Annotated in this window: 16 protein-coding genes and 1 pseudogene; 10 read left to right on the top strand and 7 right to left on the bottom strand. The window is 66.8% G+C overall.

The features are described from left to right. Positions 1-798 precede the first annotated feature (798 nt). A pseudogene (locus HV675_RS33025) lies at positions 799-2052 on the top strand (pseudouridine synthase); the annotation flags it as partial. Between the two features lie 272 nt (positions 2053-2324). Here the strand turns inward: HV675_RS33025 and def are convergent. After that, complete coding sequence (def, locus tag HV675_RS30765; RefSeq protein ID WP_175115237.1) at positions 2325-2858, bottom strand: peptide deformylase; 534 nt, start codon at positions 2856-2858, stop codon at positions 2325-2327. Further along, positions 2855-4918, bottom strand: coding sequence for an NAD-dependent DNA ligase LigA (gene ligA, locus HV675_RS30760; RefSeq protein WP_175115236.1), 2064 nt, complete (start codon positions 4916-4918; stop codon positions 2855-2857). The genes def and ligA overlap by 4 nt, the downstream gene beginning before the upstream one ends. Between ligA and HV675_RS30755 the strand changes: the two genes are divergently transcribed. The 3 genes from HV675_RS30755 to HV675_RS30745 all read left to right on the top strand — a co-directional run bounded on the left by HV675_RS30755 (position 4917) and on the right by HV675_RS30745 (position 5669). Further along, positions 4917-5147: a hypothetical protein gene (locus tag HV675_RS30755; protein WP_175115235.1), complete on the top strand. Its 231-nt coding sequence runs from the start codon at positions 4917-4919 to the stop codon at positions 5145-5147. The two genes, ligA and HV675_RS30755, sit on opposite strands and share 2 nt — an antisense overlap. Before the next feature lie 73 nt (positions 5148-5220). Continuing rightward, positions 5221-5448, top strand: coding sequence for a hypothetical protein (locus HV675_RS30750; RefSeq protein ID WP_175115234.1), 228 nt, complete (start codon positions 5221-5223; stop codon positions 5446-5448). Further along, positions 5445-5669 carry a hypothetical protein gene (locus tag HV675_RS30745; protein WP_175115233.1) on the top strand — a complete coding sequence of 75 codons (225 nt, stop codon included), beginning with the start codon at positions 5445-5447 and terminating at the stop codon, positions 5667-5669. The genes HV675_RS30750 and HV675_RS30745 overlap by 4 nt, the downstream gene beginning before the upstream one ends. Positions 5670-5847: 178 nt before the next feature. On the opposite strand, the gene HV675_RS30740 is transcribed toward HV675_RS30745, so the two are convergent. The 4 genes from HV675_RS30740 to HV675_RS30725 form a co-directional block, all read right to left on the bottom strand. Beyond that, entirely contained in the window at positions 5848-7131 is a 1284-nt protein-coding gene (locus HV675_RS30740; RefSeq protein ID WP_175115232.1) for a cell division protein ZipA C-terminal FtsZ-binding domain-containing protein, read from the bottom strand. A 179-nt stretch (positions 7132-7310) separates the two neighbouring features. Next, positions 7311-10829, bottom strand: coding sequence for a chromosome segregation protein SMC (gene smc / locus HV675_RS30735; RefSeq protein WP_175115231.1), 3519 nt, complete (start codon positions 10827-10829; stop codon positions 7311-7313). 254 nt (positions 10830-11083) lie between these two features. Continuing rightward, complete coding sequence (locus HV675_RS30730) at positions 11084-12046, bottom strand: DMT family transporter (RefSeq protein ID WP_175115230.1); 963 nt, start codon at positions 12044-12046, stop codon at positions 11084-11086. Between the two features lie 177 nt (positions 12047-12223). Then, positions 12224-12391, bottom strand: coding sequence for a hypothetical protein (locus tag HV675_RS30725; protein ID WP_175115229.1), 168 nt, complete (start codon positions 12389-12391; stop codon positions 12224-12226). A gap of 29 nt (positions 12392-12420) precedes the next feature. Here HV675_RS30725 and dapC point away from each other — a divergent pair, with 29 nt between their 5' ends. The 3 genes from dapC (at position 12421) to HV675_RS30710 (ending at position 15006) form a co-directional block, all read left to right on the top strand. Next, positions 12421-13638, top strand: coding sequence for a succinyldiaminopimelate transaminase (gene dapC / locus HV675_RS30720; RefSeq protein ID WP_175115228.1), 1218 nt, complete (start codon positions 12421-12423; stop codon positions 13636-13638). Positions 13639-13804: 166 nt separating this feature from the next. Beyond that, positions 13805-14632 (top strand): 2,3,4,5-tetrahydropyridine-2,6-dicarboxylate N-succinyltransferase, encoded by an 828-nt coding sequence (gene dapD / locus HV675_RS30715; RefSeq protein ID WP_175115227.1) that lies wholly within the window; start codon positions 13805-13807, stop codon positions 14630-14632. Then, positions 14632-15006: an ArsC family reductase gene (locus tag HV675_RS30710; RefSeq protein WP_175115226.1), complete on the top strand. Its 375-nt coding sequence runs from the start codon at positions 14632-14634 to the stop codon at positions 15004-15006. Before dapD ends, HV675_RS30710 begins: the two co-directional genes overlap by 1 nt. A 74-nt stretch (positions 15007-15080) precedes the next feature. On the opposite strand, the gene HV675_RS32840 is transcribed toward HV675_RS30710, so the two are convergent. Next, positions 15081-15209, bottom strand: a complete 129-nt coding sequence (locus tag HV675_RS32840) for a hypothetical protein (RefSeq protein WP_281364189.1) — start codon at positions 15207-15209, stop codon at positions 15081-15083. On the opposite strand from HV675_RS32840, the gene dapE reads away from it, so the two are divergent. The 3 genes from dapE to HV675_RS30695 all read left to right on the top strand — a co-directional run. Beyond that, positions 15208-16347 (top strand): succinyl-diaminopimelate desuccinylase, encoded by a 1140-nt coding sequence (gene dapE, locus HV675_RS30705; RefSeq protein ID WP_175115225.1) that lies wholly within the window; start codon positions 15208-15210, stop codon positions 16345-16347. The two genes, HV675_RS32840 and dapE, sit on opposite strands and share 2 nt — an antisense overlap. Before the next feature lie 16 nt (positions 16348-16363). Next, the gene (gene prmB, locus HV675_RS30700) at positions 16364-17269 is read left to right on the top strand and encodes a 50S ribosomal protein L3 N(5)-glutamine methyltransferase (protein ID WP_175115224.1); all 906 of its coding nucleotides are present in this window, start codon (positions 16364-16366) and stop codon (positions 17267-17269) included. Positions 17270-17606: 337 nt separating this feature from the next. After that, positions 17607-18553: phospholipase D-like domain-containing protein (locus tag HV675_RS30695; protein ID WP_175115223.1), on the top strand; the 947-nt coding region annotated here is incomplete at its 3' end.

Genomic DNA, 18553 nt, shown 5'->3' with positions numbered 1-18553 from the left:
CGCGCGGCCGGTGCGGCGCAGCGAGCGCCGCGCGTTGCGCGGGACGGGGACGACCGGAAACCCGGGGCAGCGGCTGGGCGGCGTGCCGAAGGGGCGAAACCGGGCGCGACGGCTGGGCGGTACGCTGAGGGTGCAAAGCCGGGCGCGGCGGCTGGGCGGTACGCCAAGGATGCGAAGCCAGGTACGGCGGCGGGACGATACGCCAAGGATGCGAAGCCAGGTACGACGGCGGGACGATACGCCAAGGATGCGAAGCCAGGTACGGCGGCTGGGCGGCGTGCTGAGGATGCGAAGTCCGGCGCAAGGACCGGGCGATACGCTGAAGGCGCGAAGCCGGGTGCTGCGGCTGGGCGGTATGCCGAGGGTGCGAAACCCGGCGCGAGGACCGGGCGGTACGCTGAAGGAGAGAGACCCGCTCCAGCACCGGGCCGGCGCGCCGAGGGTGGCGCCGGACGCGCATTCGGGAGCAGCAGCGAGCGCGGCGAGCGGACGAGCAAGCCGACGTTCGATCGTCCCCGCGGAACCGGCACGCGTTCAGACGACGCACGTGAGAACAAGCCAGCGGCCGCAGGCGGCCGCAACCGCGCGACGGGCGATGCATCCGGCGAACGCAGGTCTGCCGGAGCCGCACTACGGCGCGGCTCCGATGACGCGCGCGCACCGCGGGGCGCGGCTTCGGCATCAGAACGCGGTACGACACGCGCCGCGCCACGCACGCGCGGCGACGCAGAACGCTTCCAACGCACGCCAGGCGCCGAACGAACGACTCGCGGTTCATCGGCAGGCGCCGCTTCGCCGCGACGCGGCGAAGTCGGCCCGGGCACCGGCAAGCGCGATTCGCGCGGCCGCGACAGCGATCGCCCGCCGCGTTCGTCCGGCGACGCGCCGCAGCGGCGGTCGTACGGCGACGCGCGCGGCAGCGCCAACGAGATCAAACGCACGACGCGCGGTGCCGGCGCTGAGTCCCGATCGTCCACCGACAGGGATACGCCACCGCGCGCCCGCGCTTCGCGCGATCTCGAACGACCGGCCGCCGCGCGCGAGCGGCAGGCGCCGCGCGCCGGTGAATCGGCGAGCCGCGGCGAGCGAACGGTCGCGCGTCCTGTCAAAGGCGCCTATGCGGACCGGCAGGAGCACTTCACGCGCGACGACCATGCGCCGCGCGCGGCAGCCGGAACGCCGCGAAGCGGCAAAGCCGGTAAGCCCGGCAAGTCCAGCAAGCCCGCCGGCGCGGTCCGCCCGGCAGCGGCCGATGCCGGCGAGCGCTCACCGCGCCGCGACTACGAAGACGCACCCGGCATGCTGCGCCTGTCGAAGCTGATGTCCGAACTGGGCCTGTGCTCGCGCCGCGAAGCGGACGAATGGATCGAAAAGGGCTGGGTATCCGTCGACGGCGAACGGATCGATACGCTCGGTACGCGCGTGCGGCCTGACGTGCGGATCGACATCGACCCGGCCGCCGAAGCGGTGCAGGCCAGCCGGGTGACGGTCCTGCTGCATAAGCCGATCGGTTACGTGTCCGGTCAGGCCGAGGACGGCTACCAGCCGGCCATCACGCTGGTGACGCCGGAAAACCGCTGGGACGGCGACCGCACGGATATCCGTTACTCCGTCGCGCATCTGCGCCAGCTGGCGCCGGCCGGACGCCTCGACATCGATTCGACCGGCCTGCTCGTGCTGACGCAGGACGGCCGCATCGCAAAACAGCTGATCGGCGGTCACTCGGAAGTCGACAAGGAGTACCTCGTGCGCGTCACGTACGGCGACGTGCAAACCGACGTCGAACAGCACTTTCCGCCCGAGAGTCTTGCGCAGTTGCGGCACGGTCTGGAACTGGACGGCGTCCCGCTCAAGGTTGCGCAGGTCAGCTGGCAGAATGGCGAGCAGTTGCGTTTCGTGCTGCGCGAAGGGAAGAAGCGCCAGATTCGCCGGATGTGCGAGCTGGTCGGCTTGCAGGTGGTCGGCCTGAAACGCGTGCGGATGGGCCATGTGACGCTCGGCGCGTTGCCGCAGGGCCAATGGCGATATCTTTCCGCCGACGAGATGTTCTAGGCGGCGGGATCATGACGCGCAGCGGTGCGTTGCGCTTTTCGCGTCATGCTTCTGTGTCGTGGCTTCCGTGTCCCGCTTGCTGCAGCCGCTTCTGTCGCCCGGCCACTTCCGGCGGCGTTTCTATCGCCAGTCACTCATTAGAAGGCCCATGCGCTGTGTCCAACCGCATGGGCTTTTTGACTTTTCCGACATCGAATACCCGCGACTAGCGGCAATGCGCCAACGGCCACCGCGGTACCGAAACGGCTCGACGCACAGCCGACGCCGACCGCTCAGTCGTCGCTGCGCGGATCGAGGTCCGGAAACAGCACTTCCGTGAAGCCGAACTTCGAGAAGTCGGTGATCCGCATCGGGTACAGCTTGCCGATCAGGTGGTCGCATTCGTGCTGGACGACCCGCGCATGAAAGCCCTCCGCGACACGGTCGATCGGTTTGCCGAACTGGTCGAAGCCGTGATAGCGGATCATCGAGAAGCGGTTCACGACCCCGCGCAGGCCCGGCACCGACAGACAACCTTCCCAGCCCTCCTCCATATCCTGCGACACCGGCGTAATGGTCGGATTGATCAGCACCGTTTCCGGCACCGGCGGCGCGTCCGGGTAACGTTCGTTATGCCCGAAGCCGAAAATGACGAGCTGCAGATCGACGCCGATCTGCGGCGCAGCGAGACCCGCGCCGTTCGCATCGTGCATCGTCTCGAACATGTCCTTGATCAGCTCGTGCAGTTCGGGCGTATCGAAGTGATCGACGGGTTGGGCAATCCGCAAGAGGCGTGGGTCGCCCATCTTCAGAATTTCGCGAATCATGTTGTCTGCCTCTCCAGAAGCTTGCGCATACCTTCTTCGTCGAGCACGGGAACGCCGAGTTCCTCAGCTTTCGCGAGTTTGCTGCCCGCTTCCGTGCCCGCGACCACGTAATCCGTCTTTTTCGATACGGAACCGGCGACTTTCGCGCCGGCCGCCTCGAGCATGGCCTTCGCGTCTTCGCGCGCGAGCGTCGGCAGCGTGCCGGTCAGCACGATCGTCTTGCCGGCCAGCACGCCTTGCGGCGCCTTCGGCGCAGGCGGTCCTTCGGTCCACGTTACCCGACCCGGCGCGCGAAGTTGCTCGATAACCGTAAGGTTGTGCTCTTCAGCGAAGAACTGATGGATCGCTTCAGCGACGATCGGCCCGACGTCGTTGACTTCGAGCAATTCGTCGACGCTCGCGCGGATGATCGGATCGAGCGAGCCGAAATGCTTCGCGAGATCTTTCGCCGTCGATTCTCCGACGTGCCGGATACCGAGCGCATAGATGAAGCGTGCAAGCGTCGTGTGCCTCGCCTTATCCAGCGAGTCGAGCAGATTCTGCGCGGACTTGTCCGCGAAGCGGTCGAGCGCGGCGAGCGTCGCGAAACCGAGATTGAACAGGTCCGCCGGCGTGCGCACGAGGTTCTGCTCGACTAACTGGTCGATGATCTTTTCGCCGAGCCCGTCGATATCGAGCGCGCGGCGCTGCGCGAAATGCCAGAGCGCCTGCTTGCGCTGCGCGGGGCAAAAGAGGCCGCCGCTGCAACGCGCGATCGCTTCGTCGGGCAGTCGCTCGATGGCCGAGCCGCACACCGGGCAGGCTGTCGGCATCACGAATTCTTTCGCGTCGGCCGGGCGCCGCTCGATCAGCGCGCCGACCACTTCCGGAATCACGTCGCCCGCGCGGCGCACGATCACCGTGTCGCCGATCCGGATGTCCTTGCGCCGCACTTCGTCTTCGTTGTGCAGCGTGGCGTTGGTGACCGTCGCGCCACCCACGAACACCGGCTCGAGCCGCGCGACCGGCGTGATCGCGCCGGTGCGGCCGACCTGCACGTCGATCGCGACGAGTGTGGTCAGCGCCTCCTGCGCCGGGAACTTGTGCGCGAGCGCAAAACGCGGCGCGCGCGACACAAAGCCGAGCGCCTCCTGCTGGTCGCGGCGATTGACCTTGTAGACCACACCGTCGATATCGTACGGCAGCGCATCGCGCTTGCCGCCGACCTTGCCGAAGAACCCGAGCAACCCGTCCGCCCCTTGCACGACGGCGCGCTGACTGTTCACCGGCAAACCCATTTCGTGATACCAGTCGAGCAGGCCGCTATGCGTATCCGGCATCGGCTCGCCTTCCAGCACACCGATTCCGTACGCGAAAAACGACAGCGGCCGTTGCGCGGTGATCTTCGGATCGAGCTGCCGCAGGCTGCCCGCCGCCGCATTGCGCGGGTTCGCGAACTCGCGATGACCGGCCTCACGCTGCCGTTCGTTCAAACGCTCGAAGTCGCGCTTGAACATCAGCACTTCGCCGCGCACGTCTAGCACTTTCGGCACACGGCGGCCCTTGAGCGTGAGCGGAATCGAACGGATCGTGCGGACGTTTTCGGTCACATTCTCGCCGGTCGCGCCGTCGCCTCGGGTGGCCGCCTGCATGAACCTGCCGTCCACATAGCGCAGCGAAATAGCGAGGCCGTCGAACTTCAGTTCGCACGCATAGTCGACCGGCGCGTGGCCAAGCGCGTCGGACACACGCTTGTCGAATGCGGCGATGTCTTCGTCGCTAAAGCCGTTGTTCAGCGACAGCATCGGCATGTCGTGCGTGACCGGTTCGAAGCCGCTCGCGACTTCGCCACCGACGCGCTGGGTCGGCGAATCGGGTGTGATCAGATCCGGATGCGCGGCCTCGACCTGCTCCAGTTCCTTGAACAGCTTGTCGTACTCCGCATCGGGCAACTCCGGCTGGTCGAGCACGTAGTACGCGTAGTTCGCGCGTTCGAGCTGCTCGCGCAGCCACCGCGCACGCTCGGCGGGAGCATTCGCCGCGGCGCGGCTGGCGGAATGGGAGGACGGAGTTCGGGCCATGCTGTCAGCAGATTCGCAGATGAAGTTCAGACGCCAGATTATCTCAGGAAGCGTGTCGCGTGACATCGGCCAAACGGCCAGTTCCGTGCGGGCCCAGACACGCGCGGACACGCTTGCGCGCGACAGGTTCCCGTCCCCTGGCCATTCGGCCAGCGCCTCGCCAGCACGATTGACACTGCATGGCGGCGATGCGACCTTGGCAACCCTGAACATGCATCGCGCCTTGTGAAGGCGCATCGCGAGGAACGTCCGTGAAGCCTTTTGAATCTGTATGCCCGTGTGCCGCAAGCCTGAACCGCGCGATGGTCCGCCGTGCCGCGTGGTCGGTCTGGAGCATGGGGTTGGCAGCCGCGCTGCTATGGGTTGGGCCCGCTCATCCGGCGCAGGCACGCGAGCCGATCGTGCGGCTGGCGCTCGCCGGCAATGCGTCGACCAGCCATCGGCTCACGCGGCATGACGGCGGCAGGCAGCAATGGATGCCGGCGAAGGCGTGCATCGGCGACGGCAGGTGGCCGAAGGAGGTCGAATGAAGCCCGGGCTCGCGGGAAATCGCATCCGCAACCGAAAGCGGAAACGGATGACCGACACCGTGCGAGCAAAGCGGCTGCGTAGGTACAACCAAATGGCGGCGGCCGCTTTCATCTTCGGCGAGCCGTTAAGCCTGCACGGGCGCGCGATACGCAAGCATGGCGCATTGCGGCGCGCGCGGCGTGTGGCGGCGATGCGCGCGACAAATCACGGCAGGCGCTGAGCCGCGGTGGCCCGCGCGCCTGCTGGCGCTAGCCTGTTCGCCGGCCTTGTTCGCCGGTCTTGTTGGCCGACCCGGCCGGGATGAACTACTGCGATGAACTGCAGTGATGAACTTACCAGGACGAACTACCAGAACCAACTAACCAGAACCAACCACCAGGACGAACCACCGCGATGACCTACTGACTGAACAGCCGCCGCGTAACCGGTGAGCCTGCCGGAATCCCCGCCTGCTCGAGTTTCGCGTAGAGCGTCATCAGCTGCTTTTCGATCGCGAGCAGCGCGGCTTCGGGCAACGGCCGGCGCTGATCGTCGACGACCCGTCCGCCGATGCGCTCGGACAGCGATTTCGCGTAGTCGCACATCAGGCGGAACGGCAGGATGTCCTCGTCGGCAACCGGTACATCGAGCACCAGCGTGATCATCTGGCCACCCTTGTAGGTGAGGTCGTCGCGCAGGAAGTTAGTGTCGCCGAACTGCAGCATGAAAACCGGGCTCTGCTTCGCATCGAGCTTCACGAAGCGCGTGCCGTCGCGCGAGAGCAGCAGGCCGTCTTGCGACGCGACCGCCTGCACGTAGTTCGCGGACCACGGCGCACCGTCCGACAGCACGTTGATCGACAGTTGCGCGTCGCACTGCGCGGCAAAGCCGTCCAGTTCGCGCGCCATCGATACGGTTTCCATCATGTCGGGGAATTCGGGTGCGCCATCGAGCGCGTCGGCGAACTGCTGCACGCCGCTCACGAACTCCGAGAACTCGAGCTCGTTTAACGGGCCATTGCGGTTCGCGAGCTGCGCGGCCGCGCGCAGTTCCTCGTAGCGCACGCCGTTTTGCAGCAGCTCCCATGCGCCGCCGCCATCCGGCTTGCCTTCGATATGCACCGGCTTGCTGCCCGCGCGGCGCAGGCGCTGCGCGAGCGGCAGCACCTTGTCGCCGGCCACCGGCGCGCCAAGGCGAATCGGCACGATGCAGTCGATACGCCGATCGACCACCGCCGGCGGCGCCGCCGAGATGGTGGTCGCGGCCGGCATGACCGGTTCGACCAGCTCGTCGGGTTGGCCGGGTTGGCCGGGTTGGCCCGACTGCGCGGACTGTATCGACGCGCGCGCGCGGGGCTCCGCCGCGGCGTCTTCCCCTTCGGGAAAGCCGTTCGGCGAGGTCGTCTCGGCCTGGATATCCGCCGGCGTATCGAGCGGCGGCGCCGCACCGAAGGTCGGCTCGACGCGCTGCGACGCATCGCCGTCGCCGCCGGGCACGCCTTCGCGGCGGGGCGCGGGCCGCGCCGGCGCGATGAACGGGCTCTGCTCTTCGTGATCGTCGCGCGACAGCGGGTCGGCGGCGTCGCTCGGCATCGGCCGCGGCATCCGGCGGCGCACCTTCGCGCTCTGCCACGCGTTATAGACCACCACGCCCCCGACCACTACGGCGCCCGCGCCGATTAACCCGAGTGTCAACTCGTCCATGCACGCTCCATCAGCAATTCTTTTCTATGCGACGCGCCATCGCCGTCCGGCACCGCCCGACCTTCACCGCCGTCCCGCGCGCCGCCGGTGTGTCGGCAGCCCGCCTGCGCAGCAAAGGTTCCGCGTCCGGTTATCCCGGACGCCGCGGCGCGCGACGCTACGACACGCGCACCGCGGATTCAAACGATATTCTGGGCAAATCCGGCAGCAGTTTCCATGTCGACCGCGACGATTCGCGATACCCCTTGCTCCTGCATCGTCACGCCGATCAGTTGCTGCGCCATTTCCATCGCAATCTTGTTGTGCGAAATAAAGAGGAACTGCGTCTTACCCGACATCGCCCGCACGAGGTTCGCGAACCGTTCGGTGTTCGCATCGTCGAGCGGCGCGTCCACCTCGTCGAGCAGACAGAACGGCGCCGGGTTCAGCTGGAACATCGCGAACACGAGCGCGGTCGCGGTGAGCGCCTTCTCGCCGCCCGACAGCAGGTGAATGGTCGAATTTTTCTTGCCCGGCGGCTGGGCCATCACCTGTACGCCGGCGTCGAGAATTTCGTCGCCGGTCATGATCAGCTTCGCCTGGCCGCCGCCGAACAGACGCGGGAACAGCTCGCCGAAATGGTGATTCACCTCGTCGAACGTGCCCTGCAGCAGCGTGCGCGTTTCCTGGTCGATCTTGCGGATCGCGTCTTCGAGGGTCTCGATCGCGTTGTTCAAGTCCAGCGACTGCGCGTCGAGGAAGGTCTTGCGCTCGCTCGCGGCCTTCAGCTCGTCGAGCGCGGCCATGTTCACAGGCCCAAGCGCGGTGATCGCGTTGTTGATGCGCGTGACCTCGCCTTGCAGGTACGACGGCTTCAGGTCCGGCGTGAGCTTCGCCTGCAGTTGCGCCTCGTCGACGCCCGCCGCGGCCAGTTGCTCGATGAACTGCTCGGCGTTCAGACGCGCCGCCTGTTCCTTCAGTTGCAGTTCGGTGATCCGGTCGCGCAGCGGCTGCAATGCGCGCTCCGCGGTCAGTCGCGCTTCGTCCGCCGCACGCAGCTTGGCGCTCAGGTCGTCGAGGTCGAGACGCGCGGCATGCAGCGCCTCTTCCTTGACCGCACGCACCGCGAGCGCATCCTGCAGACCGGTGTGCGCGGTCTGCTCGTTGATTGTCTCGAGTTCGGCGCGCGCGTCTTCGAGCGAGCCGTCGACCCGCTCGCTCTGCTCGTGCGCGACCTGAATGCTGCGCTTCAACTCTTCGATGCGGTTTGCCATGTTGCGCGCCGCAAAGCGCGAATCGGTGGCGGCGCGGTCGAGATCGCGCGTTTCGGCGCGCGCATTCGTCAATTCCTCATCGAGCGATTCGAACGCGAGCTGATGGTCTTCGAAACGCGCCTGCAGTTCGGCCAGCTCGCCATCGTGCCGCTCGAAGTTCGCTTCGGACTCGGCACGCAATGCGCGCTGCTCGTCGATCTGCGCGGTGATCTCTTCGAGTTCCTCGCGAATCTGCGTGCTGCGCTGCATGTAGCGCTCGTGCGCCTGGGTGAGCTTGAGCACGTCCATCTGCAGCGCGTGCACGCGCTGCGTCGCGCGCTCGGCCTGCTGGCGCGCGTCGTTCAACGTTTGCGAAGCCTGCGTGTGCGCGGCCTCGGCGCGAATCGCCGCGGCCTTGGCTTCGTCGGCGAGCAGCGCCTGCGCGCGCACCTGACGCGTCAGGTTTTCGATTTCCTGCTGACGCGCGAGCATGCCGGCCTGTTCCGAATCGGCCGCATACAGTTGCACGCCGACGCGCGTCACCACATGCCCGGCCTTCACGACGAACGCGCCGCCTTCGGGCAGTTGCGCGCGCATCTGCAGCGCCTGCGCGAGATCGTCGGCGACAAACGCGCTGCTGAGCCAGTCGTTCAATACCGCGCGCAAGCCGGCGTCGTCGATGCGCACGAGCGACAGCAACGGCCGCAGCGTGCCCGGCGCCGCGGCCGGCTGGCCCGCGAGCGGCGGCGAATAGAACGCGAGCTTGGCCGGCGGCGCGTCGGACGCGAACGCCTTGACCCAGTCGAGATTCGACACCTCGAGTGCCGCGAGCCGCTCGCGCAGCAGCGACTCGAGCGCCGTTTCCCAGCCGGCTTCGACATGCAGCTTTTTCCACAGACGCGGCAGCGCGCCCAGCTCGTGCTTGTCGAGCCACGGCTGGATCTTGCCTTCGGTCTGCACGTTCTCCTGCAACTGCTTCAACGCCGCAAGGCGCGCTTCGAGCTGATGGATCTGCGCGCTTTCCGCCTGCACCCGCTCCTGCGCTTCACGGCGCTCCGCGTCGAGGCGCGGCAGCGTCTCCTGCGCGTCGGCGAGGCGCGTCTGCGCGTCCGCGAGTATCGCTTCGTGCTCGGCGAGCTGCATCCGCGATTCTTCGAGCTGCGTCTCGTCCGGCGCATCGAGCCCGCCGGCTTCGGTCTTCAGCCGCTCGTGGCGCTGCTGCAACTGCTGCAACTGCTGATCCGCATTGCGCTGGTGCGCAGCTTCGAGCTTCAGCGCCTGCTCGGTCTGCGCGATGTTCGCACGCTCGTCGTTCAACTGCGTCTGCGCATCGCGCCAGCGCGCTTCGAGCGCGGGCAGCGCGTCGTGTCGGGCCGCGGCGGCTTCCTCGGCGATCGCCGCTTTCTCTTCGCCGACCGCCAGTTGTTCTTCCGCGTCCGCGACGTCGCCGCGCGCCTTTTCCGCTTGCGACTGCCACTGCTCGCGCTGCGCGCTCAACGCGGCAATCTGCGCCTGCACGCGGTTGCGCGATTCGACGATAAATTTGATTTCCGCCTCGAGGCGGCTCACTTCCGCATTCGCTTCGTAAAGCGCGCCTTGCGCGCCCTGCATCGCGTCGCTTGCCGAATAGTGCGCAACGCGCAGCGTCTCGAGTTGCGCTTCGACTTCGCGCAGCTTCGCGGTATGCGCTTCGAGGTCGATCTGCGCCTGTTCGATCGCGCGCTGCTGACGCTCGCGCTCGCCGCCCGCCTCGTTCTTGCGCAACAGCCACAGAAGCCGCTGCTTCTCTTCGCCTTCGGCCTGCAATTCGTTGAACTTCGTCGCGACGACGGCCTGCGCTTCGAGCTTCTCGAGATTCGCGGAAAGTTCGCGAACGATGTCCTCGACGCGCGTCAGGTTCTCGCGCGTATCGTGCAGGCGGTTTTCGGTTTCGCGGCGGCGCTCCTTGTACTTCGACACGCCCGCGGCTTCTTCGAGGAACACGCGCAGCTCTTCGGGCTTCGCTTCGATGATCCGCGCGATCATGCCCTGCCCGATGATCGCGTACGCGCGCGGCCCGAGGCCGGTGCCGAGGAAGATGTCCTGGATGTCGCGCCGGCGGGCCGGCAGATTGTTGATGTAGTAGCTCGACGTGCCGTCGCGCGTCAGCACGCGCTTGACGGCAATCTCCGCGTATTGCCCCCACTGGCCGGCCGCGCGGCCGTCCGCGTTGTCGAACACCAGTTCGACGCTCGCGCGGCTGCCGGGCTTGCGCGCAGTGGAACCGTTGAAGATCACGTCCTGCATCGATTCGCCGCGCAACTCGGACGCGCGCGATTCGCCGAGCACCCAGCGCACGGCATCGATGATGTTGGATTTGCCGCATCCATTCGGACCGACCACGCCGACCAGCTGGCCCGGAACCTGGAAATGCGTGGGATCGACGAATGATTTGAAGCCAGCGAGTTTGATCGATGTCAGACGCACGGCGAGATCGCTGATTGAAAAAAGAGAATGAACACGGATCGCTCAGGTGTTTGCTCATCTGACCGCCCCGGATGCCGCGGGCGGATAAGTCCGCGCGGCCAGCCGGCCGGAGGACACCGTGACGCATCTCGATTCAGGTTCGGGCCGCCCGGATCACGGTGCGCCGACCACCTGGCGAGGCGTCAGATAAGCGCGCAACAAAGCGTACCGCCTGAATGGCCTGCTCCCTGTACCACCGGAACAGGCAGGGGCAATCATACCATCGCGCGCGCGCGGTTCCGGCGCTCCGGGTCGCTGTCGTCGCCCGCTTGCGACGCGGGTTTGCCCCGATGCACCCAGCTCGACAACGCGGACGCGAGCACGATGCACGCGCCGCCCGCCCATTCGCGCGGCCCCGGCGTCTCGCCGGCGAGCAGCCACGCGGACAGCGCGGTCACGACGAGCTCGAACAGCATGATGATCGACGCACGGTTGGCCGGCACACGCGCGAGCCCATACTGCACCAGCATGTTGTTTGTGCCCAACACGCTGCCGAGCAGGACGACCAGCCACGCCGCGGTCGCCAGATGCGCGCCGGTGGGCGGCGCGGGCGTCGCCTCGAACAGCGCCGCGCACGCACTGACCAGCGCGGCGCCGCCGAACACCGTCACGGTGCGCATCTCGGCCTTCATGCCGGGCAGCTCGCGCACCATCTTCAGCGTCAGCACATTGTTCATCGCAAAGCCCATGCCGCCCGCGAGTCCCGCCCATTCCGCGAGATTGCCGGGCACCGGCAGGCCGAGGCGCGGCGACCACAGCATCAGCATCGCGCCGGCGAGCGACAGCGCCGCGAGCGCGGCGCCCGGCCAGGTGAGCCGTTCGCGCAGCAGACAATGCGCGAACAGCGCGGTCCAGGCGGGCGTCAGATAGAACAGCAGCAGCACCCGCATCACTTCGCCGTGAATCGCGCCCCATACGAAGCCGAGGTTCGTGACGCCGGCGGCCAGCGCGAGCGCCGGCAGCAGCCAGTGCCAGCGCAGCGTCGCGAGCGAGCGGTGCCTGACCAGCAGCACGAAGAGGCAACCGGCGGCGCTCGTCAGCGCGCTCGCCGCGCTGCCCGACACGCCGAGCGCCGCGAGCGTACGCAACGGATACCAGACCACGCCCCAGATCGACGCGCCGAGCAGGATCGCGAGTGTCGGGGCGCCATTGAATTGAACGATGGGCCGTGGGTTCATTGCGCGGCGTCCTGCGCTGGCGTGGCGTCTGTCGGGTCAGTCCGGCCCGTCCGGTCTTTCCGGCCCGTCCCTTCTGCTGGCCGGACCGCGTCCGCCGCTCGTGTCGATCGAGCGAAAAATGCTCGCATTGTTTCTCACTCCATTTACGTTCGTCCGCCCGAGGCGTCGCGTCGGCCGTCACGCGCGTCCAGCCGTTTGCGCAGCGCGCCGCCAAGCTATAATCATCCGCTTGCCCGCCAGCCGCCTCGCGCTGCGCTGCGCCGCGCCGCCCGCCGTCGCTTCACCGCGCGGCCCATCCGGCGCGATCGTCAGGTCGTCCAGCGCCGCGCGGCGGCCGTCCGTCATCGCCGTTTCCACTCCGCCCGGTCCGTCACGTGAATCCGCTACTCGACTCGCTCCAGCCCTACCCGTTCGAAAAGCTGCGTCTGCTCTTAAAGGACGTGACACCGCCGGCCGGCGTCAAGCCGATCAGCTTCGGCATCGGCGAGCCGAAACACCCGACGCCCGCGCTCATTCGCGAGGCGGTCGTGGCGTCGCTCGGCGGCCTTGCCGCGTATCCGGCCACGCTCGGCGCGCCGCCGTTGCGCGAGGCGATCGCGCACTGGGCCGCGCAGCGCTACCACCTGCCGCCGCTCGATCCGGCCACCGAGGTGCTGCCGGTGGCGGGCTCGCGCGAAGCGCTCTTCGCACTTGCGCAAACCGTAATCGACCCGCGCCGCACCGCGGCCGGCGAGCCCGCGATCGTACTCTGTCCGAACCCGTTCTATCAAATCTACGAAGGCGCCGCGCTGCTGGCGGGCGCACAACCGTACTTCGCGAACAGCGACCCGGCGCGCAACTTCGCCTGCGACTACAGCGCGGTGCCCGCCGACGTCTGGGCGCGCACGCAACTGCTCTATGTCTGCTCGCCGGGCAACCCGACCGGCGCGGTGCTCAACCTCGACGACTGGCGCGAGCTGTTCGATCTGTCGGACCGCTACGGCTTCGTGATCGCGTCCGACGAGTGCTATTCCGAGATTTACTTCGACGAAACGAAACCGCCGCTCGGCTGCCTCGAAGCCGCGCACCGGCTCGGCCGCGGCTACGAACGGCTCGTCGTGCTGTCGAGCCTCTCGAAGCGCTCGAACGTGCCGGGCATGCGCTCGGGTTTCGTCGCGGGCGACGCGGCCATTCTCAAATCGTTCCTGCTCTATCGCACGTACCACGGCGCGGCGCTCTCGACGGTCTATCAGAGCGCGAGCATCGCCGCGTGGAACGACGAGACGCACGTGCGCGAGAACCGCGCGAAATACGCGCAGAAATTCGCGACCGTCACGCCGATGCTGGCCGATGTGCTCGACGTGCGGCTGCCCGACGCCGCGTTCTACCTGTGGGCGAACGTCGCACGCACCGGCCTGTCGGACACCGAGTTCGCCCAGCGCCTGTACGCCGACTATAATGTGACGGTTCTGCCGGGCTCGTATCTCGCGCGTACCGCGCACGGCACCAATCCGGGCCGCGACTTCGTACGCATCGCACTGGTCGCCGACGTCGACGAGTGCACCGAAGGCGCGCAGCGAGTCGTCGATTTTTGCCGCGGACTCAAGCGCTGATCGACCCGCGGACAAACTCGCTGGCCACCTGCATGAGCGCCTGCCCGATTGCCTGCCCGACTGCCAGCCCGATTGCCAGCATGAACGGGCCGCCCGGCTGGGCCGCTTGACGAGGCCGCTGACGCAGCCGGTTCATCATTCCACCCTTTCAACCCATCACGAACTTATGTCGCAACAACTTCAGCAGATCATCGACAACGCGTGGGACAACCGCGCGGACCTTTCGCCGAAGACGGCGCCCGCCGACGTGCGCGACGCGGTCGCGCATGCGCTCGAGCAGCTCGATAAAGGGCAGATGCGCGTCGCCGAAAAGAAAGACGGCGCGTGGGTCGTCAATCAATGGCTGAAGAAAGCGGTGCTGCTGTCGTTCCGTCTCGAAGACAACGCGCCGATCCCGGCCGGCGGGTTCTCCCAGTTCTACGACAAGGTGCCGAGCAAGTTCGCGAATTACACGGCCGCCGATTTCGCCGCCGGCGGCTTTCGCGTCGTGCCGCCGGCCGTCGCGCGCCGCGGCTCGTATATCGCGAAGAACGTCGTGCTGATGCCGTCGTATGTGAATATCGGCGCTTATGTCGACGAAGGCACGATGGTCGACACGTGGGCGACCGTCGGTTCGTGCGCGCAGATCGGCAAGAACGTGCACCTGTCGGGCGGCGTCGGCATCGGCGGCGTGCTCGAACCGCTGCAGGCGAACCCGGTCGTGATCGAAGACAACTGCTTTATCGGCGCGCGCTCGGAAGTGGTCGAAGGGGTGATCGTCGAGGAGAATTCGGTCATCTCGATGGGCGTGTACCTCGGCCAGAGCACGAAGATCTACGATCGCGAAACCGGCGAAGTCAGCTACGGCCGCATTCCGGCGGGCTCGGTGGTGGTCGCGGGCAACCTGCCGTCGAAGGATGGCACGCACAGCCTCTACTGCGCGGTGATCGTCAAGAAGGTGGACGCGAAAACGCGTGCGAAGGTCGGCCTCAACGAACTGCTGCGAGGCGACTGATGGCCTCGCGGGGAGCGGCGAAGACCGTCGTCGTATACGGCATTCCGAACTGCGACACCGTGAAGAAGGCCCGCGTGTGGCTCGACGAGCACGGCGTCGAGTTCGAGTTTCACGACTTCAAGAAAGCCGGCGTGTCCGAGCCGCTCGTGCGCGACTGGATGAAGGACGTGCCGCTCGAATCGCTGGTGAACCGGCGCGGCACGACATGGCGCGGCTTGTCCGACACCATGAAGGCCGAGGCGGACAGCGAAGCCGGCGCGATCGCGCTGATGATCCACAAGCCTTCGGTGATCAAGCGGCCGGTGGTCGTGGTCAACGGGCGGGTCAAGGCGCTCGGCTTTGCCGCCGATCAATACGACGCGCTGTTTGCCTGAGCGCCGTTGCGCGCGGCGCGATACGATGCGGCGCGATCGATGATCGGCAATCTCGGCATGGTTTCGACGCTCCGTCAGCGCGGTGCGGCTTTACCGCAATACGCTTGACCGCAGTAGTATGTTTCGATCATCGCTGCCGGCCCCGCCATCCTGTGGGCCGGCATTTTTTCATTCACCGTCTCGACGAGCAGTTCTGAATCCATGTCCGGCACCCTTGCCCTTACCGAAGCGCTGATCGCGCGTCCGTCCGTCACCCCCGACGATCAGCATTGCCAGCGCCTGATGATCGAGCGCCTCGCCGCACTCGGCTTCGCGTGCGAGACGATCGAATCGAACGGCGTGACGAATCTGTGGGCGGTGCGGCATGGCAGCGCCGGCGCCGACGGCAAGCTGCTCGCATTCGCGGGCCATACCGATGTCGTGCCGACCGGGCCGCTCGAGCAATGGTCGTCGCCGCCGTTCGAGCCGACCCATCGCGACGGCAAGCTATACGGTCGCGGCGCGGCCGATATGAAGACGTCGCTGGCCGCCTTCGTCGTGGCGAGCGAGGAATTCGTCGCGGCCCACCCGCGGCATCGCGGCTCGCTCGGTTTTCTGATTACGAGCGACGAAGAAGGCGTCGCGACCGACGGCACCGTCAAGGTGGTCGAAGCGCTGACCGCACGCGGCGTGCGCCTCGACTATTGCGTGGTGGGCGAGCCGACCTCGAGCGCGCGGTTCGGCGATATGGTGAAAAACGGCCGGCGCGGGTCGATGTCCGGCAAGCTGATCGTCAAAGGCGTGCAGGGGCACATCGCGTATCCGCATCTCGCGAAGAACCCGGTCCATCTGCTCGCGCCCGCGCTCGCGGAGCTGGTGCAAGAACGCTGGGACGACGGCAACGAGTACTTCCCGCCCACCACGTGGCAAGTGTCGAACCTGCACAGCGGCACCGGCGCGACCAATGTGATTCCGGGCCACGCGGAGCTGATGTTCAATTTCCGCTTCTCGACCGCGAGCACAGTGGACGGCCTGCAAAGCCGCGTGCACGCGATTCTCGCGCGGCACGGCCTCGACTACGAACTGACGTGGACCGTCAGCGGCCTGCCGTTTCTCACGCCGCGCGGCGACCTGTCCGATGCGCTGACGGAAGCGATCCGCGCCGAAACCGGCATCGTGCCCGAACTGTCGACCACCGGCGGTACGTCCGACGGCCGGTTTATCGCACGAATCTGCCCGCAGGTGGTCGAATTCGGACCACTGAACGCGAGCATCCACAAAATCGACGAGCACATCGAGCTGGCTTCTATCGAGCCGCTGAAGAACGTGTATCGGCGCGTGCTAGAACAACTGATCGCCTGAGCGAGGACCCGCTGCGATGACCACTTCGTCCCATCCGGATGCTCTGCCGTTCTCGACCGTGCGCGACCTGTTGCGTTACGCGGTGTCGCGCTTCAATCACGCACAACTGTCGTTCGGCCACGGTTCCGCGAACGCATATGACGAAGCCGCGTATCTGGTGCTGCACACGCTGCATCTGCCGCTCGATCTGCTCGACCCGTTCCTCGATGCACGCCTCACCGCCGACGAAATCGACGCGGTGCTGAAGGTGATCGAACGGCGCGCGGGCGAACGCGTGCCGGCCGCGTACATCACGCGGGAAGCGTGGATGCACGGCTACCGCTTTTATGTCGACGAACGCGTGATCGTGCCGCGCTCGTATATCGGCGAGTTGCTGCAGGACGGCTTGCAGCCGTACGTCGAAGACCCGGAAGAAGTCTCGGCCGTGCTCGAGTTGTGCACCGGCTCCGGGTGCCTCGCGATCCTCGCCGCGCATGCGTTTCCGAATGCGGACATCGACGCAGTCGATCTGTCGCCGGACGCACTCGAAGTCGCGACGCGCAACGTCACCGACTATCAACTGGACGAGCGCGTCGTGCTGTTCGAAGGCGACCTGTTTGCACCGCTGGCCGAGCGCCGCTACGACGTGATCATCGCGAATCCGCCGTATGTGAATGCGCAATCGATGCAAACGCTGCCCGCCGAGTACCGCAACGAGCCCGATATGGCGCTCGCCGGCGGCAGCGACGGCATGGATATCGTGCGCCGCATCATCGCCGGCGCGCACAACTGGCTGACCGATGACGGCGTGCTTGTGGTCGAGATCGGCAACGAGCGTGCCAATGCCGAAGCGTCGTTCGGCGGCCTCAACCTCGTATGGCTGTCGACCAGCGCCGGCGACGACAATGTCTTTCTGTTGCAGGCGTGCGATTTGCCCGCCTGAGTCTTGCGCGGCAACGGTGCGCGACGTGCGCGATGGGGCGCTGCGATGCAACGCGGTGAGGGCTCGTTGACCACAAACTTCAACGAGCCGGATAGCAGAGGCCGCAGCAAGGTCGTTTGGCGGTGACGCGGCAGGCGCACGGAAGACGCACGCGCCTCGCCTCGCACGACCGATGCGCCGCACAATACGTTTGTTCACACGCGAAATCGGAGCGGGCCGCGCTTTGTCCGCGCACGGTTCGGTAAGATAGGTGCGGCTGTGCTCATGAGGTACTCTCGCCGGGCCGTTTTCTCATCTGAACGCGCCGGCAACGCTTCGAACAATCCTTCGCACGCTTATGCAATTCGATCTGCTTCACATCGGCACGCTGGTGTTTCTCTGCCACCTGTTGGGCGCCATCGCCGCATGCCATGCGATCCTGCATACCCGTACCTCGCAAGGTGCGATCGCATGGGCGGTATCGCTCGTCGCGATGCCGTATCTGACGCTCATTCCGTATCTGTTTCTCGGCCGCAGCAAATTCGCCGGCTATGTCGATGCGCGCCGCTTCGGCAACGAACTGCTGCGCACGCGCGCGCAGCCGCCCGAATGGGACACGCAGTCGTCGCATGAACGGCCCGCGCAGGCGCTCGGCGCGCACCTCGTGCGTTCGCTGACGCGCCTGTCGGGCATGCCTTTCCTGCCGGGCAACGCGGTGCGCACGCTGGTGAACGGCGAAGCCACCTTCTCCGCGATCCTCGAAGCGATTGAAAACGCACGCAGCTATGTGATCGTGCAGTTTTTCATCGTGCGCGCCGACGCGCTCGGTGAGTTGATCAAGGACACGTTGATCGCGAAAGTCGCGCAAGGTGTGCGCGCGTATGTGCTGTACGACAGCATCGGCAGCTTCGATCTGCCGCATCGCTATGTCGCCGCGATGCGCGCGGGCGGCGTCGAGATGCATCCGTTCGCGACCAACCAGCGCTTCGTCAACCGCTTCCAGCTCAATTTCCGCAATCACCGCAAGATCGTCGTGGTCGATGGCGAGTGCGCGTTCGTCGGCGGCCACAATATCGGCGTCGAGTATCTGGGCGGCAAGCCGCCGCTTTCCCCGTGGCGCGATACGCATATCGAAGTGCGCGGGCCGGCGGTCGCGAGCATCCAGTTCGTGTTCACCGAAGACTGGTACTGGGCGACGCAGCAACTGCCGCCGCTCGAAGCGCCGCCGCGCGTACCCGTTGCCGCGATACCGGCCGTGCCCGCCCGGGCGGCGGCCGCGGTCGCGGCTTCCGTGCCGGCCGCTGC

The organism is Paraburkholderia solisilvae (genome assembly GCF_902859875.1).
Classification (GTDB): Bacteria; Pseudomonadota; Gammaproteobacteria; order Burkholderiales; family Burkholderiaceae; genus Paraburkholderia; species Paraburkholderia solisilvae.
Note: the sequence above shows the minus strand (reverse complement) of the source record. Positions and strands in the feature narration are given on the sequence as shown.

What these genes read in the sequence shown, in the direction of transcription:
- def (WP_175115237.1), bottom strand. Translation starts at nt 2,858, where the DNA reads ATGATTCGCGAAATTCTGAAGATGGGCGACCCACGCCTCTTGCGGATT.
- HV675_RS30740 (WP_175115232.1), bottom strand. Translation starts at nt 7,131, where the DNA reads ATGGACGAGTTGACACTCGGGTTAATCGGCGCGGGCGCCGTAGTGGTC.
- HV675_RS30730 (WP_175115230.1), bottom strand. Translation starts at nt 12,046, where the DNA reads ATGAACCCACGGCCCATCGTTCAATTCAATGGCGCCCCGACACTCGCG.
- HV675_RS30755 (WP_175115235.1), top strand. Translation starts at nt 4,917, where the DNA reads ATGCTGTCAGCAGATTCGCAGATGAAGTTCAGACGCCAGATTATCTCA.
- dapE (WP_175115225.1), top strand. Translation starts at nt 15,208, where the DNA reads ATGTCCGGCACCCTTGCCCTTACCGAAGCGCTGATCGCGCGTCCGTCC.
- HV675_RS32840 (WP_281364189.1), bottom strand. Translation starts at nt 15,209, where the DNA reads ATGGATTCAGAACTGCTCGTCGAGACGGTGAATGAAAAAATGCCGGCC.
- HV675_RS30725 (WP_175115229.1), bottom strand. Translation starts at nt 12,391, where the DNA reads ATGACGGACGGCCGCCGCGCGGCGCTGGACGACCTGACGATCGCGCCG.
- ligA (WP_175115236.1), bottom strand. Translation starts at nt 4,918, where the DNA reads ATGGCCCGAACTCCGTCCTCCCATTCCGCCAGCCGCGCCGCGGCGAAT.
- dapD (WP_175115227.1), top strand. Translation starts at nt 13,805, where the DNA reads ATGTCGCAACAACTTCAGCAGATCATCGACAACGCGTGGGACAACCGC.
- prmB (WP_175115224.1), top strand. Translation starts at nt 16,364, where the DNA reads ATGACCACTTCGTCCCATCCGGATGCTCTGCCGTTCTCGACCGTGCGC.
- HV675_RS30750 (WP_175115234.1), top strand. Translation starts at nt 5,221, where the DNA reads ATGGTCCGCCGTGCCGCGTGGTCGGTCTGGAGCATGGGGTTGGCAGCC.
- HV675_RS30710 (WP_175115226.1), top strand. Translation starts at nt 14,632, where the DNA reads ATGGCCTCGCGGGGAGCGGCGAAGACCGTCGTCGTATACGGCATTCCG.
- HV675_RS30745 (WP_175115233.1), top strand. Translation starts at nt 5,445, where the DNA reads ATGAAGCCCGGGCTCGCGGGAAATCGCATCCGCAACCGAAAGCGGAAA.